The organism is Rhizobacter sp. Root1221, from assembly GCF_001425785.1.
Taxonomy (GTDB): domain Bacteria; phylum Pseudomonadota; class Gammaproteobacteria; order Burkholderiales; family Burkholderiaceae_C; genus Rhizobacter.
This window is the reverse complement of sequence record NZ_LMDI01000016.1, coordinates 70,391-85,443: the sequence shown is the minus strand read 5'-3', so window position 1 is coordinate 85,443 and position 15,053 is coordinate 70,391. Positions and strand designations below refer to the sequence as shown.

Sequence of the window (15,053 nt, the reverse complement as noted above, 5' to 3'; positions counted from 1 at the left end):
CACCCACACCATGAACCGATTGCAGTCCGAGTTGCACCGCCTCTACCTGGCTGACGAGGCCAGCCTGCTCGACGAGCAGGGCAGGGTGCGCGCCATGGTGCTGGAACTGACGGGGCCGGCCGATTGGGACGTGCTGTCGGCCGTGTGGCGCGGGGTGCAGGCGGACCTGGAACTGCCGGCGCCCGCCATTGCGGTGTCGGGGACGGACGGGCTTCAACTCTGGTTCTCGCTCGAGGCGCCCCTGCCGGCAGCCCAGGCGCAGGCGTTCCTGGCGGCGTTGTGCGCGCGTTACTTGCCAGGTGTCGCCCCCCGGCGCCTGCGCCTGATGCCGGGCACGGAACCCGCCTCACATGCCCGGCTGGTGCCGGCGCCGCAGGGAGACACCGGCAACTGGTCCGCGTTCGTGGCACCCGACCTCGCCCCGGTGTTTGCGGACACCCCGTGGCTCGACATCCCGCCCAATGAGGAAGGCCAATCGGCGTTGCTCAGCAGCCTCGGCCGCATCAAGGCGCCGGCCTTCGAGGCCGCGTCGGCGCGGCTCGAGCCCGCCACACCGCCCGCCGCCAAGGGCTCACCCGGTCCCGCAGGGGTGCCCGGCTTCGACCCCGAGCGGTTCCTGCTGCAGGTCATGAACGACCCCTCCGTGGCGCTGGCCCTGCGCATCGAAGCGGCCAAGGCGCTCCTGCCCCGGCGCTGAGCGGCGGCGCAGCGAACCCCGTCACGATGGATTCCCTGATCACCGCCGCTGCGCGTGCGCTCGCGGTGGGCGACGTGCTCGGTGCCCTCCAGCGCGTGGGCCTGCGCGACGATCCGCCGGCACTCGCCCTGCGTGGCATTGCCATGGCCCAGCTGGGCGAACACCCGCGCGCCCGCGACCTGCTGCGGCGCGCGGCCCGCGGGTTCGGGTCCCACGAGGAACTGGCCCGCGCCCGCTGCGTGGTGGCCGAAGCCGAGGTGGCGCTGGCCATGCGCGACCTGCGGGGTTCGCCGCGCACCCTGGCGGCCGCGGCGGCCGCGCTCGAAGCGCGAGCGGACCGTGCCAATGCGCTGCAGGCGCACGTCGTCGCGTTGCGCCGTTGGCTGCTGCTCGGCCGGCTGGACGAGGCCGCGGCCGCGCTGGCCCACCTCGACACACGCGGTGGGCCTCCCGCGCTGCAGGCGGTGGCCGAGCTGGCCGCGGCCGAACTGGCGCTGCGCTCGTTGCGCACCGCACCGGCCCGTGAGGCCCTGGGCCGGGCGCAGGCCGCCGCCGAACATGCCGGTGTGCCTGCGTTGCTCGCCGAAGTGGCCGAGGCGCTTGCCGCACTGCACCGCCCCGCCGCCCGGCGTGTCCACGAGGGCGGTGAGCAGCCGCTGAACCTCGGCGAGGTGGAAGCGCTGATGGCGTCGGGCGCGCTGGTGGTTGACGCGTGCCGCCGCGGCCTGCGGGCCGGCACGGTGTGGCGGCCGCTGGCGGGCCGGCCGGTTCTGTTCGCATTGCTGCGGGCGCTGGCCGAGGCCTGGCCCGGTGACGTGGAACGGCACGCCTTGATCGCCCGTGCGTTCCGCACTGGCCGTCCCAACGAGACCCACCGGGCGCGGTTGCGTGTCGAGATCGGCCGGTTGCGCGCACTCGTCGCGCCGCTGGCGTCCATCGAGGCCACGGCACGCGGCTTTGCGCTCCAACCGCGGGACGGCCGCACTGTCGTCGTGCTGGTGCCGCCCATCGGCGGCGAGCAGGCCTCGCTGCTGGCGCTGCTGGCCGATGGCGCCGCGTGGTCCACGTCGGCCCTGGCGCTGGCCCTGGGCGACAGCCAGCGCACGGTGCAACGGGCGCTGGCCGAGCTGGAAACCGAAGGCAGGGTGCGTTCGATCGGCCGGGCGCGTGCGCAACGCTGGCTGTCGCCGCCGTTGTCCGGATTCACGACGATCTTGTTACTCCCCGCTGCGCTGCCGTTCACGTAAATTGGGTTTCACGGCGCCGCATCCGAGTGCGCCGACAGGAGCCCCGCGATGCCCACCACCCTCGAACGTTCCCCTGCCACCCCGCAGATCCCCGCGCGTGCCGCCGAGATCGTGCGCGAATACGGCCCCTTCGCCGGCGCCGACAAGATCGCTGGTGTCACCCACGACGGTGACCGCGTCTGGGCCGCCACCGGCACCCGGCTGCTGGCCATCGATCCCGACAGCGGCGAGGTGGCCCGCACGCTCGACCGTGCCAGCGACGCCGGCACGGCCTTCGACGGCACGCACCTCTACCAGATCGCCGAGTCGCGCATCGACAAGATCGACCCCGCCACCGGCGACGTGCTGAAGTCCATTCCCGCGCCCGGCCACGGCGGTGACTCGGGCATGGCCTGGGCCGAAGGCAGCCTGTGGGTGGGGCACTACCGCGAACGCAAGATCTACCAGGTCGACCCCGCCACCGGCGCCATCCTGCGCACCATCGAGTCCAACCGCTTTGTCACCGGGGTGACCTGGGTGGACGGAGAACTGTGGCACGCCACCTGGGATGGTGACGAGAGCGACATCCGCCACATCGACCCCGACACCGGCACCGTGCTCGAGCGCCTCGAGATGCCGGCGGGCATGGGCGTGAGCGGCCTGGAGTCCGACGGGGCCGGGCTCTTCTACTGCGGCGGCGGGCCGAGCGGCAAGGTGCGTGCCGTGCGGCGCCCGAAGGAGAAGCGCGCATGAGCACGAACCACCCCGTCGTCACCAGGGACCGCTGGCTCACCGATCGCCAGGCCCTGCTGGCCCGTGAAAAGGAGTTGACGCGCCTGGGCGACCAGATCGCCCGCGAGCGCCGTGCGCTGCCGTGGGTGCGCATCGAGAAAGACTACGTGTTCGACGGCCTCGCCGGCCCGCGCACGCTGGCGGATCTGTTCGGTGGGCGGAGCCAGTTGCTGGTGCAGCACTTCATGTTCCCGCCCGAGTGGGCGCAGGGGTGCCCGAGCTGCTCGTTCATGGCCGACCACACCGACGCCATGAACGTGCACCTCGCGCAGCGCGACGTCACGCTGGTGGCCGTCTCGCGGGCGCCGCTCGCGCAAATCGAGCGGTTTCGCCAGCGCATGGGGTGGCAGTTCGACTGGGTGTCCTCGGCCGCCAACGACTTCAACCGCGACTTCGGCGTGACCTTCGCGCCGGAAGAGCGGGTGCGTGGGCAAGTGCACTACAACTACCGCATGCAGGCCTTTCCGCAGGACGAAGCCCCCGGTGTCAGCGTGTTCTACAAGGACGACACGGGCGCCGTCTGCCACACCTACTCGACCTACGGGCGGGGCGTGGAGGTGATGATGGGCACCTACCGGCTGCTGGACCTCACGCCGAAGGGCCGCGACGAGGGGGTGCACGAGGGCATGGCGTGGGTGCGGCATCACGATCGGTACGAGGGGGCGTCGTCGGCGTCGTCGTGCTGTTCGGCGAAGCGCTGAACTGTTGCCGAACCAGCGCGCCGGTCCGTCTCACGGCCAAGGTCCTTGCGCATCAGTGCGTTCGGGATCGTGACACCGTGCCGCACCGGCTGCCGTTGTTCGATGACACGAAAACCGAAGCGCTCGAAGAACGGCTGCGCTGTCCTGCTCACATCCGACGTCAGTGTGTTCAGCCCCAGCCGGGCTGCTTCGTCGTGAATCCGATCCATCAGGAGCCGCCCGACGCCCTGGCGAGGGTAGTCGGCCGACACGAAGAAGTGATCGATGTACCCGGTGGGCTGGACGTCGGCATATCCCGCGATGATCCCGTCGATCTCCACGACGAACGGGTTGATGCCTTGGATGCGCCGAGCCCAGGCGGCAGTGTCCGGCGCTGACGAGGCCCAGGCTTCGAGCTGCTCGGGTGTGTAGTCGCGCGCGGCGGTGACATGCACCGCGGAGAAGTGCACGCGGTGCAGGGCGGCTTCGTCACCGGGGCGGAAACGGCGGAGTTGCATGGTGTGCGGCTCTGGCGTTTGACGTGAGCGGGACAAAGCCGAAGGATCCGGGACGTCTGCTCAATGGAAGGGTCAGGCATCGCATGCGCGGATCTCACACTGGGCGAAGCTGGTCGGCGAGGCTGCGCGTCTTGTCAGTGATTTCGCTTCCGGTGTGGAGCGTCGACTTTCTCTCGATCAGCATGATGTGACATTCATGCTCAGCGATCGGGTTGTGACGAACGCCCTTGGGAACAACAAATGCTTCGCCCTCCCGAAGGACGACTGTCTTGTCTTCCATCTCTATCGTCAGGGAGCCTTTAAGGATGTAGAAGAGTTCATCTTCGTTTTCGTGGCTGTGCCAGGCAAGCGAGCCGTGCACCTTGGCCACCTTCACGAACGAGTCATCAAGCTCGGCGACTACGCGTGGCGACCAGTGCTCGGAGAGCGTAGCCGCGACCTTCGCGGGAGAGACGATTTCTTGCATTGCAATTGCCTCCAGTGTGCGTTTGACATGAGCGGCGGCTGCAGGCGGACGAAGCCCGCGGAAGCTGCTCGCTCGATGGATGGGTCAGGTCTCGTTTTACTTGAAGACACGGCCCGTACCCGGGAACTGCTCTTGGATGACCTGCTCATCGGTGAGCACCGGGCCTTGCCAAAGATGAACGCCCCTGCGCCAAGCACCAGCCGGCATTGCTCGCAGCTCGATTCGTCCTCATGCCACCCACGGCTCCAATCCGACATACCTGGCCCCCAACGTCTCGGAAAAATCCTTTGCTTTGCGAATCAGCTCTTCGGGCGCGGGCGCAGGATATTGGTGATTTTGATTGGCCAGACAAAGGCTGGGCCAATTCTGATTGCCATCTCCGGTCGACGGATTTGCGCAGAGAAAAACGCCGATGAATGAAGGGGAATGGTCGGCGATCTGGCCCCAGGAAAGCTTGACGACGAGGTCGCCAAGTGGGATTCGCACCAGTCGCTCCAGAGGCTGGTCACTGAATTCACGGCATGCGTAAATCAACTCCCGAGACTGACCGTTGATTACGGTGACACTTTGCTGGGCCATTGGCGGCAGCACGAGCGAGTATCGAAATGCCAAGACGAGTCCCGTCAAGAGGCTCAAGCCGAACGTGATGACTGCCGAGAAATTGCTGTCTTCGAGAATTCCAAGCACGCCTCCGACTAACATCAGAACGAGCAAGCTCCCAAGAGATCCATACGTCCAGGTGACGAAGAAATCGCGGTGCCGATCCAAATTTCCGAGCCGGACGTTGTTGTAGCTGGCAACAATCAGGGAGCCCTGGGCCAGCATTTTCTTTAGATCTCTTGTATTCGATAAAACAACTTCTGAATACGCCACGCACCGCTCATGCTGCGGAGGCAGACGATCTGCCAACGCATCAAACACGTCTGCTACGGAATGTGCATCTGCACCTGACAGCTGACGACTTGGCATAAGCATCAATGTTTGATAAAGGCACTTCGGAAGGTCGTCCGGCCACCTGGGAAGTCCAGGTGCCCAACGTGAGATGGATGATGACAGGCGACCCTTCTGTCGTGTGTCGGGACCTCGCCCGTTGGGTCCCTGTCTTCGACGGGCAGCTTCGACCCGTCGAGTGTCCACGCAGTCGCTCCAAGTGGCGCGGGCGCAGATGGAGAATGCGCCACTCGGCCTACCCGCCCCTCAGCGCCCCATCACCCTCAACCCCAACAACACCACCGCCACCAGCGTCGACACCAGCGCCGTCACCTGCCAGAACACCACCGGATGGCGCTCGATGAGCGGCGGTGCACGCAAGCGCTGGAACCGCGGTGCAGGCGACTGCAGGTCGTGCACGAACTCGGACACGGCCTCGTGGCGTTTCAGCGGGTCCGGGTGCAGGGCCTTCTGCAACACCGTGTCGAGCCAGTCGGGCAGCTCAGGCCGCAGGTGGCGCACCGGCACGTACCGCAACCCCTTCAGGTCGGCGGGCGACCGCAGGCGGGTGACCTGCAGGCCGTAGGGCAACTGGGCGGTGAGCATCTGGTAGGCCAGCACCGCCAGCGAAAACAGGTCGGAGCGGGGACTGCCCCCGGCCGACACGAAGTACTCCGGTGCGGTGTATTGCAAGGTGCCGGCGATGGCGTCGGCCCGGGCCCCACGGGTGCCTTCGGTGAGGCCGGCCACGTGCGTGGACGCGAAGTCGATGAGCTTCACCGTGCCGGTGCGGTCGATCATCACGTTGTCGGGCCGCAGGTCCTGGTGCAGCATCTCGCGGCCATGGAATGCCTGCAAGCCCTTGGCCACCTGCGCGACGAGGCTGCGCACGGTGTCCAGGTCGGGGCGGGGGTGGTCGGTCATCCACTGGGTGAGCGTGTGCCCGTCCACGAATTCCATCGCGACGTACACGTGCTGGCGCGGGCGGTCGCTGGCGCCGGGCCGCAGCACGTGCGGGCTGTGCAGGCGGCGTGCCACCCATTCTTCGAGGAGGAAGCTGTCGAGGTAGTCGGCGTTGTGCCCCAGGTCGACCGACGGTGTCTTCAGCACCACCTGCTGCCCGGTGTGGTCGTCCACGGCCAGGTGCACGTGGCTGCGCGAGCTGGCGTGCAGTTCGCGCACGACGGTGTAGCCCTCGAACTGCGCCCGTGGTGACAGTGGGGGCGGCAGCGCCAGGCCCTCGCGCTGCGCCAGCAGCGTCAGCGGGTCGGCGTCGGGCAGCGCGTCGATGCGCAGCAGCTGCACGGTCATGTCGTCCTGGGCGCCGCGGGCCTGGGCGGTGGCCACCAGCGCCTCGGCGGCCGCGTCGAAGTCGTCGGCGCAGGACACGAGTGCGTCGTGCACGGCGGCGGCGTCGAGGTGCGCATAGGCACCATCGGTGGCCAGCAGGTACACCTCGCCGGCTGCTGCCGGCAGGCAGCGGTAGTCGATCTCGACGTTCGGGCCCACGCCCAATGCTCGGCCGAGGTACGACTCGACGGACGAGAGGTGCACGCGGTGGTCCTCGGTCAGCTGTTCGAGGGCCTGCGCGTGCAGGCGGTAGATGCGGGTGTCGCCCACGTGCAGCAGGTGCACGTCACGGCCCTTCAGGATCAGCGCGCTGAAGGTGCAGACGTGGCCGCGGTCCTTGTCGAAGCGTGCGTGGCCGCGCATGGTCTGCGCATGCAGCCACGCGTTGGTGGCACCCAGCACACGCTGCGCCGAGCGGCGCACCGACCAGGCGTCGGACGTGGCGTAATAGTCTTCCAGGAAACCGCGCACCGCGGCCGCACTGGCTTCCTGGCTGACGGCGCTGGAGCCGATGCCGTCGGCCAGCGCCACCACGATGCCCTTGGCGCTGCGCAGGGGACCTGCCGGCAGCATCGCACCATGGAAGTCCTGGTTGATGGCCTTGTGCCCGGCCCGCGAGTGCTGGCCGAGCGTCACGCGCAACGCGTGGGTCATGGGGGCGGGCCCAGCCCGGCAAGCAGGCGGGCCCCGTTCCACGATGGGATCACACCACCACGCGCTTCGGCGCGGTCTTGTAGTGCGTGGAGTACAGCGTGGCACCCACGAACGTGGCACCACCCACCAGGTTGCCCACCACCGTGGGCAGTTCGTTCCAGATGAAGTAATCCATCAGCGTGAAGTTGCCGCCGAGCATCAGGCCGGTGGGGAACAGGAACATGTTGACGATGGAGTGTTCGAAGCCCATGTAGAAGAACACCATGACCGGCATCCACATGCCGATGGCCTTGCCCGACACCGTGGTGGACATCATCGCCGCCACCACACCGGTGGACACCATCCAGTTGCACATGACACCCCGGATGAACAGCGTGAGCATGCCGGCCGCGCCGTGTGCAGCGTAACCCACCGTGCGGCCTTCGCCAATGCTGCCGAGCTTCTGGCCCACGGCGTTCGGCGCCTCAGTGAAGCCGAAGGTGAAGATGATGGCCATGAAAAAGGCCACCGTGAGCGCGCCCGCGAAGTTGCCCACGAACACGAGGCTCCAGTTGCGCGCCACACCACCCCAGGTGGCACCCGGGCGCTTGTCGAGCACTGCGAGCGGCACCAGTGTGAACACGCCGGTCAGCAGGTCGAAGCCCAGCAGGTACAGCAGGATGAAGCCCACGGGGAACAGCATCGCGCCGACCAGCGCGTTGCCGGTGTTCACCGTGACCGTCACGGCAAACGCCGCGCCCAGCGCCAGGATGGCGCCGGCCATGTAGGACCGGATCAGCGTGTCGCGGGTGGACATCAGCAGTTTCGATTCACCGGCATCGACCATCTTGGTCACGAACTCGGCAGGAGCGAGGTAGGCCATTTGAATTCCTTTGGGACGGGGGGACGGACAAGCGCCGCCGGGCGGTGCCGGTGCAACGCGGAAACGAAAACGGCGTCCGCTGGGCCACCCGCGGGGTGCGGGTGGCGCAAGGGACGCCGTTATCCTGGGTGTGCAATTCCGGCGCCCGCGGAGACTCCGCAGGCGCCGGTCATCGAGCCGCCTTTAGCTCGATGGCCCCACCGTCATGCAGGTTTCATGCCGTTCATTTCTGCTGAAAACCCGGGCGCGCGGGCCGATCCGGTGCCGAAGTGAGGCGCCAACCGGCGGGCAAGCCTCGGGTCGGTGCACGATGTGCACCGCAATGGTTCGTCAAGCCGGCTTGTCGCCCCGGCCGGCCGGCTGCGGGAAGGCGAAGTCCGGCAACGACAGCGTGGCCTCGGCCACGTCGAGCAGCCGCCGGTTCTGGTCCATCGACGTCTTCTGCAGCGCGCGGAAGGCCGCTTCCTCGTTCATGCCGAGCCGCGCCATCAGCACGCCCTTGGCCCGCTCGATCACCTTGCGCTCGTTGAGCGCGCGGCGGGCCGCGTCGAGTTCGGCCTCCATGCCGGCCATGCGGGCCGACTGGGCCTGCAGCAGGTCGAGCAGCGAGGGGGATTCGGCCGCGCCCGGGGTTCCCACCAGCTCGGGCACGGCCCCGGGCATGGTGGCGATGTCGAAGAAGCGGTCCACCGCGTGCGTGCGGGCGGGCGGGTTGTCGCGCAGGCGCTTGAGCAGCCCCCGGGAGTCCTGGAGGTCCTGCTGGGCCTCCACGATGCGGGTCTCGCAGTCTTCCCGCAGCCGCTTCACCAGCGCCACCTGCAGCTGCCACAGCTCGTTGATGCGGTCGGTGCACACGTCGAACCAGGTGTCGCTCAGGTTGCTGTCGAGCGTGGCGCCGGCCTTGGCCGCGCAGAGCGTGCGGCGCAGGCGCTCGAGCTTCGCGACCCCGGGGCCCAGCTGCTGCTGTTCCCAGCGGGCGCGCAATGCCGGTTCGGCGAACTCGGCGAACACCTGCAGGCTGCGCTCCTGCGCATCGATCAGGTGGATCACGCGCTGCTGGTGGGCCTCGTCGCACAGTCCCGAGGCGTAGAGCAGGGCGCCCACGGCGCGCTCCTGGCCGGCCGCTTCCTGGGCCTGCACGAGGTGCAGGATGGCCACCAGCAGCCGCGACACGCTGGGCAGCACGGCGGCGTCGGCCACGTGGAAGACGAGTTCGATGAGCCCGGCGATCAGGTGGCTGTAGGCGGCCACCGAATCGTGGGCGGTCAGTGCCTGGCGTTCGATCTGCGTGCGCAGCGCCTCCAGGGCGTCGAGGCCCAGCAGCGCCCAGGCCATCAGCGACAGCGCCTTGGCCGTGGCCCCCTGCGCGGGGTCGAGGTGCACGGCGAACACGTCGCGCACGCGCGTCTCCACCGGGCGGGCTTCATCGACAAGGGTGCGGCGCACGTCGGTGAACCGCTGGCCCTGGGAGGCGAGGAAGATGCTCGACGCACCCCGTTCGCGTTGCAATGCCTGGATCAGCTGCCCGATGACGTCCACCAGCTCGGCACGGCTGGCAAGGTGGCGCACCGCGTCGATCTCGAGCTGCTTGGCACGCAGCACGAGGGTGGACACGGACAAGGGCACGGCCGGGTCGGGCATGCACGGACTCCTGGTTCAAGGCAAAGGCAAAAGGGTCTCGGCGCCATGGGAGGCGCCAGAGACCTGATTGTCGTCGCTTGAGCCGGCGTCCGTCAGGCCAGCGTCACGCGCACCCGTCCGCTGTCGATGCGCACGCCGTGGGCGCGCACCGACTGCTCGGGTGCTTCCAGGCATTCACCGGTGCGCAGGTCGAAGTGGTTCTTGTACAGCGGCGAGGCCACGACCACGCGGTCGCCGAGGCTGCCGAGCAGGCCGCGCGAGAGCACGCTGGCGCCGGACTTCGGGTCCACGTTGTCGATGGCGAAGAACTGGTCGGCGCCGAGGCGGAAGACGCCCACGTGGCGGTCTTCCACGAGCGCGCACACGCCGGTGTTGGGCAGGATGTCGTCGACCGCGCAGACGTCGGTCCAGGTGAGGGTGTCGGTGGTCATGGGCAAACTCCTTGGACGTCGATCAGGACTGGGTGGCGCCGGGGGCGCTGCCGGCCAGCTCGGGCGTGCGTTCCTCGGGGCGCGCCGGCCGGATCTGGCCGCGTTCCTCCACGAACACGATGTGTTCGTCGGTCTTGTTGCTGTTGACGAACGAACGGAAGCGCTTGCGGGTCTCGGGGTCGTTGACCGCGGTCTTCCATTCGCACTGGTACGTGTTCACCACGTGCTGCATCTGGCCTTCCAGCTCGGCGCAGAGGCCCAGCGTGTCGTTCAGCAGCACGCCCTTCAGGTAGTCGAGGCCGCCTTCGAGGTTGTCGCGCCAGGTGCTGGTGCGCTGCAGGCGGTCGGCGGTGCGCACGTAGAACATCAGGAAGCGGTCGATCAGGCGGATCAGTTCGGCCTTCGAGAGGTCCGACGCGATCAGTTCGGCGTGGCGCGGTTTCATGCCACCGTTGCCGCACACGTAGAGGTTCCAGCCCTTTTCCGTGGCGATCACGCCCACGTCCTTGCCTTGGGCTTCGGCGCATTCGCGCGTGCAACCCGACACACCGAACTTGATCTTGTGCGGTGCGCGCAGGCCCTTGTAGCGGTTCTCCAGCTCGACGGCGAGGCCCACGCTGTCGTCCACGCCGTAGCGGCACCACGTGGAGCCCACGCAGCTCTTCACCGTGCGCAGCGACTTGCCGTATGCGTGGCCGGACTCGAAGCCGGCGGCGATCAGTTCTTCCCAGATGAAGGGCAGTTGCTCGATGCGCGCGCCGAACATGTCCACGCGGGCGCCGCCGGTGACCTTGGTGTACAGGCCGTACTTCTTGGCCACCTGGCCCACGGCGATGAGGCCGTCGGGCGTGACTTCACCGCCCGGCATGCGAGGCACCACCGAGTAGGTGCCGTCCTTCTGGATGTTGCCCAGGTAGTAGTCGTTGCTGTCTTGCAGGCCGGCGAGGTCCTTCTTCAGCACGAACTCGTTCCAGCAGGACGCGAACACGCTGGCCGCCACGGGCTTGCAGATGTCGCAGCCGAGGCCCTTGCCGTGTTTGTGCAGCAGGTCGTCGAACGTGCGGATCTCGCCCACGCGCACCAGGTGGTACAGCTCCTGGCGCGAGTACGGGAAGTGCTCGCAGAGGTGGTTGTTCACCGCCATGCCGCGGCGGGACATCTCCATCTTCATCACCTGCGTGACCAGCGGCACGCAGCCGCCGCAGGTGGCGCCGGCCTTCGTGCAGGCCTTCATCTCGGCGATGGTGGTGGCGCCTTCGCCCACGGCGGCGCAGATGCCGGCCTTCGTGACGTTGTTGCACGAGCAGATCTGGGCGGTGTCGGGCAGGGCGTCCACGCCGAGGCCGGGCTTGGCCTTGCCGTCGCTGGACGGCAGGATCAGGAACTCGGGTTCCTCGGGCAGCGTGATGCCGTTCAGGGCCATCTGCAGCAGCGTGCCGTATTCGGTGGCATCGCCCACCAGCACGGCGCCCAGCAGTTGCTTGCCGTCCTGGCTGATGACGATCTTCTTGTAGACCTGGCGGCGCTCGTCGATGTACTGGCAGGCGCGGCTGTGCGGCGTGCGGCCATGGGCGTCGCCGATGCTCGCCACGTCCACGCCCATCAGCTTGAGCTTGGTGCTCAGGTCGGCGCCCACGAAGGCGGCGTCGGTGTCACCGGCGATGTGGCGGGCGGCCACGCGGGCCATGTCGTAGCCCGGGGCCACGAGGCCGAAGGTCTGGTCGTTCCAGGATGCGCATTCGCCGATGGCGTACACGTCGTGGTCGCTCGTGCGGCAGGCGCTGTCGATCACGACACCACCGCGCGGGCCGATGGCCAGCACGCACTGGCGGGCCAGTTCGTCGCGCGGGCGGATGCCGGCCGAGAACACGATCATGTCGGTCTCGAGGTGGCTGCCGTCCGCGAACACCATGCGGTGGCGGGCGCGGGCGCCGTCGGTGATCTCCTGCGTGTTGCGGCCGGTGTGCACGTGCACGCCCAGTTCCTCGATCTTGGCCTGCAGCACGCGGCCGCCACCTTCGTCCACCTGAATCGCCATCAGGCGCGGGGCGAATTCGACGACGTGGGTGTCGAGGCCCATGTCGCGCAGCGCCTTGGCGCATTCGAGGCCCAGCAGGCCGCCCCCGATCACCACGCCGGTGGTGGACTTGGCGCCCGCGGCCTTCATGGCCTCCAGGTCCTCGATGGTGCGGTACACGAAGCAGTTGGCACGGTCACGCCCCGGTACCGGCGGCACGAACGGGTTGGAGCCGGTGGCGAGCACGAGCTTGTCGTACGGGAGCACTTCGCCGTCGGCGGTGGTCACCGTGTGGGCACGGCGGTCCACCGACGCGGCACGGGCGGCCAGGCGCAGCGTGAAGCCGGTGCGTTCGAAAAAGCCGGGTTCGACCAGCGAGAGGTCTTCGGCTGCCTTGCCGCTGAAGAATTCGGAGAGGTGCACGCGGTCGTACGCTGGCCGCGGCTCTTCGCACAACACCGTGACGTCGACGTTCGACAGGCCGGTTTCGGCGAGGCTTTCAAGGAACTTGTGGCCCACCATGCCGTGGCCAACAACGATGATCTTCATGTCTGATCCTGCAAGAATCCGGGCGGCGCGGGAACTGGGTGCAGGGCACTGTGCCTCGGCCACCCTCAGGGCAGACGACACAACGCACCCTCCGCGGAACCACGGGTGTGGGTTGGAACAACCGGACGAGCGGCCACGTGGGCCAGGGTTCGTCCAGGGTTCCGCCATCATTAGCGGAGGGTTTCATCAGTCCGGGGGCAGCGTCACCGCCGGACGGGACACCTGTATGCAACGTCCATGCCACCGTTTTTAGCCTCTGGCGGTGGGTTGGCAGCGGGGAATGCACGTCTTTCGGCCGTGGGCGGCCCAGGGCTGCGTCGTCGCGGTGCGGGTTGGCCCCAAGTTGGGGCGTGGCGGCCAGCCGGCCTAGGCCGCTCAGCGCCCGCTCGCCTCGATCAGGATCTCGTCGCCCCGGCACGCCTTCCTGTCGTCGGACGGGTGCGGCGGCAGCGTGGCGCCCAGCAGGTCGTTCAGCGAGCCCCCTTCCTTGAAGTCCACCGGCAACTGCACCCGAACCTCGTACAGGTGCTTGTTGGTGCACAGCAGGGTGATCGCGTTCACCGCGTCGGTCCGGCCCGTGTCGGCGCGCACCCGCTCGTCGAACGCCTTCCGCGAGATGGCCTTGCCCACGTTCGCCGCGATGTACTGGCCTGCGGCCGAGCGGTCGATCGTCTTCACGGCGTCCACCGCCCGGCGGAAGTAGGTGTCGTCGTCCATCGACGCGCAGGTGCCGTGCTTGTTCCACTCGTACCGGCCGAAGGCCTGCTCGAAGAAGAAGTTCGGCATCCAGGGCTGGATGTAGTCCACCGTGTCGGGCCGCAGGTCGAGCGCGGCACCCCCACAGCTGCCGTAGCGTGTGCCGCAGGCCTGCCGGTTCGGCCACAGCCCGTGCAGCGTGAGGTGCGACACAACCAGCCGGCCTTCCGCCATGCGATCGCACTCGGGCTTGCGGCCTTCGTACTTCACGTGTTCGCAGAAGCCGGGCTGCCAGGACATGGCGAGCACGTAGCTGTCCTGCTGGCCGGCGATGCTGCACTGGGCGCCGGCCGGCGTGCGTGTCGATTGACGGGCGGGCGGCGCGGTCGACGTGCTGGCCGACGTGCCGGACGCCTTGCCGCAGTCGGCCCGCACCCACCGCAAGGGTTCGCTGGCCCCCGGCACCTCCACGCGCAACCATTCCCGCCCCGGGCCGTTCGCTTCGCGCACCGGGTAGGCGACGCCGGGCTGCACCCGTACACCGCCCGGGTTGGTCTGCTTGCGCATGGACTGGTAGGCCTCGCACGACTGGGCCGCCACGAACGAACCGGACGCGGGCTCGCTCGCGCCCGCCACGGTGGCCCAGGCCAGGCCGGCCAGCAGGACCCAGGGGGATGTCTTCGCCATCAGTGCCTCATGTCTCGGCCACCGGGGTGGGGCCGTTGGGGGAGGATGCTAGCGGGTTCGATCGATCAGCCGGCCGAATCCAGGCTCGCCGCCGTGAACGCCGGATACGCGCCCGGCTTGTAGGTGTTGAGGTTGTCGAGGAAGTTGTTGTCGCGCAGCGGGATCGTGGCGGAGCCGTAGTCGAACCCGTTGAGCTTGGCGCGCATCTGTGCGTTGCCCAGCCCATCGCCCCACAGCACCTGCCAGCTGACGATGGTGGGGGTTACGAACTGCCCATAGGCGTTCTCGGCCACTTCACCCGCGCCTGCGAACCGCATCGCATGGGTCGTCGCGCCGTCCTTGTGATACACGATCTTCACATGGCCGTCCTGCTTGTCCAGCGTGGCCGCGTCCTGGTTGTACAGCTTGCCGTGGGCGCTGTAGCCACCGTGGGTGACCACGCCGTTCTTCGTCCAGATGGCCGCGTGTTCCCAGTCGTGGCGGTGCCCGCCGCCGAACACCGTGGCTTGGTCCTTCAGGAAGTACAGCGCGTAGAAGTGGCCGCAGTAGATGTCGCCACCGCTGCGCACGCAGGCGTGCCGGTGCAAGGTGTTGGACGTGTTCAGGAAACTGCCGGCGCGGCAGCCGCCGGTGATGCTGCCCGACGCGGCGAGGCCACCGTTCTGCTGACCCTGGCGGCTGATGCCGGCGCTCGGCAGGCAGCTGTCGCCATCGAAGTCGAACACCGGGTAGGTGGCGCTGATGTCGACGCCGGCCGGCCACGCGGCGTCGAGCCGGTAGAAGTCGTCTGCGAGGGCGGCGGTGGCCAGCAGCAGGCCGAGGGCGGTGAAACCGAGTTGGCGAAGCATGGGTGTCTC

14 protein-coding genes are annotated in these 15,053 nt (G+C 68.3%); 4 read left to right on the top strand and 10 right to left on the bottom strand.

The window, feature by feature from the left end; all coding sequences use genetic code 11:
* Nucleotides 1-10 precede the first annotated feature (10 nt).
* From ASC87_RS13820 to ASC87_RS13805, 4 genes are read left to right on the top strand one after another with little or no spacing between them, the layout of a single operon-like run.
* Entirely contained in the window at nucleotides 11-697 is a 687-nt protein-coding gene (locus ASC87_RS13820) for a hypothetical protein (RefSeq protein WP_157604034.1), read from the top strand.
* Between the two features lie 26 nt (nucleotides 698-723).
* On the top strand, nucleotides 724-1,944 hold the full coding sequence (locus tag ASC87_RS13815) for a hypothetical protein (RefSeq protein WP_056662605.1): 1,221 nt from the start codon (nucleotides 724-726) through the stop codon (nucleotides 1,942-1,944).
* A gap of 48 nt (nucleotides 1,945-1,992) precedes the next feature.
* Complete coding sequence (locus ASC87_RS13810; RefSeq protein ID WP_056662602.1) at nucleotides 1,993-2,676, top strand: PQQ-binding-like beta-propeller repeat protein; 684 nt, start codon at nucleotides 1,993-1,995, stop codon at nucleotides 2,674-2,676.
* Complete coding sequence (locus tag ASC87_RS13805; RefSeq protein ID WP_056662600.1) at nucleotides 2,673-3,416, top strand: thioredoxin family protein; 744 nt, start codon at nucleotides 2,673-2,675, stop codon at nucleotides 3,414-3,416. The genes ASC87_RS13810 and ASC87_RS13805 overlap by 4 nt, the downstream gene beginning before the upstream one ends.
* Here the strand turns inward: ASC87_RS13805 and ASC87_RS13800 are convergent.
* The 10 genes from ASC87_RS13800 to ASC87_RS13755 form a co-directional block, all read right to left on the bottom strand.
* Nucleotides 3,359-3,865 carry a GNAT family N-acetyltransferase gene (locus ASC87_RS13800; RefSeq protein WP_369820763.1) on the bottom strand — a complete coding sequence of 169 codons (507 nt, stop codon included), beginning with the start codon at nucleotides 3,863-3,865 and terminating at the stop codon, nucleotides 3,359-3,361. The two genes, ASC87_RS13805 and ASC87_RS13800, sit on opposite strands and share 58 nt — an antisense overlap.
* A 142-nt stretch (nucleotides 3,866-4,007) precedes the next feature.
* Entirely contained in the window at nucleotides 4,008-4,379 is a 372-nt protein-coding gene (locus tag ASC87_RS13795) for a cupin domain-containing protein (RefSeq protein WP_056662597.1), read from the bottom strand.
* Between the two features lie 228 nt (nucleotides 4,380-4,607).
* Entirely contained in the window at nucleotides 4,608-5,252 is a 645-nt protein-coding gene (locus tag ASC87_RS13790; RefSeq protein ID WP_235582165.1) for a hypothetical protein, read from the bottom strand.
* A gap of 324 nt (nucleotides 5,253-5,576) precedes the next feature.
* The gene (locus ASC87_RS13785; protein ID WP_056662591.1) at nucleotides 5,577-7,313 is read right to left on the bottom strand and encodes a bifunctional protein-serine/threonine kinase/phosphatase; all 1,737 of its coding nucleotides are present in this window, start codon (nucleotides 7,311-7,313) and stop codon (nucleotides 5,577-5,579) included.
* A gap of 49 nt (nucleotides 7,314-7,362) precedes the next feature.
* On the bottom strand, nucleotides 7,363-8,175 hold the full coding sequence (locus tag ASC87_RS13780; RefSeq protein ID WP_056662589.1) for a formate/nitrite transporter family protein: 813 nt from the start codon (nucleotides 8,173-8,175) through the stop codon (nucleotides 7,363-7,365).
* A 330-nt stretch (nucleotides 8,176-8,505) separates the two neighbouring features.
* Nucleotides 8,506-9,816: a nitrate- and nitrite sensing domain-containing protein gene (locus tag ASC87_RS13775; RefSeq protein ID WP_056662587.1), complete on the bottom strand. Its 1,311-nt coding sequence runs from the start codon at nucleotides 9,814-9,816 to the stop codon at nucleotides 8,506-8,508.
* Between the two features lie 92 nt (nucleotides 9,817-9,908).
* On the bottom strand, nucleotides 9,909-10,247 hold the full coding sequence (nirD, locus tag ASC87_RS13770; protein WP_056662583.1) for a nitrite reductase small subunit NirD: 339 nt from the start codon (nucleotides 10,245-10,247) through the stop codon (nucleotides 9,909-9,911).
* 22 nt (nucleotides 10,248-10,269) lie between these two features.
* Nucleotides 10,270-12,813 (bottom strand): nitrite reductase large subunit NirB, encoded by a 2,544-nt coding sequence (gene nirB, locus ASC87_RS13765; protein ID WP_056662580.1) that lies wholly within the window; start codon nucleotides 12,811-12,813, stop codon nucleotides 10,270-10,272.
* Between the two features lie 375 nt (nucleotides 12,814-13,188).
* Nucleotides 13,189-14,196, bottom strand: a complete 1,008-nt coding sequence (locus tag ASC87_RS13760; protein ID WP_056662577.1) for a hypothetical protein — start codon at nucleotides 14,194-14,196, stop codon at nucleotides 13,189-13,191.
* A gap of 65 nt (nucleotides 14,197-14,261) precedes the next feature.
* Complete coding sequence (locus ASC87_RS13755) at nucleotides 14,262-15,044, bottom strand: NPP1 family protein (protein WP_056662575.1); 783 nt, start codon at nucleotides 15,042-15,044, stop codon at nucleotides 14,262-14,264.
* Nucleotides 15,045-15,053 lie beyond the last annotated feature (9 nt).

What these genes read in the sequence shown, in the direction of transcription:
- ASC87_RS13820 (WP_157604034.1), top strand. Translation starts at nt 11, where the DNA reads ATGAACCGATTGCAGTCCGAGTTGCACCGCCTCTACCTGGCTGACGAG.
- ASC87_RS13815 (WP_056662605.1), top strand. Translation starts at nt 724, where the DNA reads ATGGATTCCCTGATCACCGCCGCTGCGCGTGCGCTCGCGGTGGGCGAC.
- ASC87_RS13810 (WP_056662602.1), top strand. Translation starts at nt 1,993, where the DNA reads ATGCCCACCACCCTCGAACGTTCCCCTGCCACCCCGCAGATCCCCGCG.
- ASC87_RS13805 (WP_056662600.1), top strand. Translation starts at nt 2,673, where the DNA reads ATGAGCACGAACCACCCCGTCGTCACCAGGGACCGCTGGCTCACCGAT.
- ASC87_RS13795 (WP_056662597.1), bottom strand. Translation starts at nt 4,379, where the DNA reads ATGCAAGAAATCGTCTCTCCCGCGAAGGTCGCGGCTACGCTCTCCGAG.
- ASC87_RS13785 (WP_056662591.1), bottom strand. Translation starts at nt 7,313, where the DNA reads ATGACCCACGCGTTGCGCGTGACGCTCGGCCAGCACTCGCGGGCCGGG.
- ASC87_RS13780 (WP_056662589.1), bottom strand. Translation starts at nt 8,175, where the DNA reads ATGGCCTACCTCGCTCCTGCCGAGTTCGTGACCAAGATGGTCGATGCC.
- ASC87_RS13775 (WP_056662587.1), bottom strand. Translation starts at nt 9,816, where the DNA reads ATGCCCGACCCGGCCGTGCCCTTGTCCGTGTCCACCCTCGTGCTGCGT.
- nirD (WP_056662583.1), bottom strand. Translation starts at nt 10,247, where the DNA reads ATGACCACCGACACCCTCACCTGGACCGACGTCTGCGCGGTCGACGAC.
- nirB (WP_056662580.1), bottom strand. Translation starts at nt 12,813, where the DNA reads ATGAAGATCATCGTTGTTGGCCACGGCATGGTGGGCCACAAGTTCCTT.
- ASC87_RS13760 (WP_056662577.1), bottom strand. Translation starts at nt 14,196, where the DNA reads ATGGCGAAGACATCCCCCTGGGTCCTGCTGGCCGGCCTGGCCTGGGCC.
- ASC87_RS13755 (WP_056662575.1), bottom strand. Translation starts at nt 15,044, where the DNA reads ATGCTTCGCCAACTCGGTTTCACCGCCCTCGGCCTGCTGCTGGCCACC.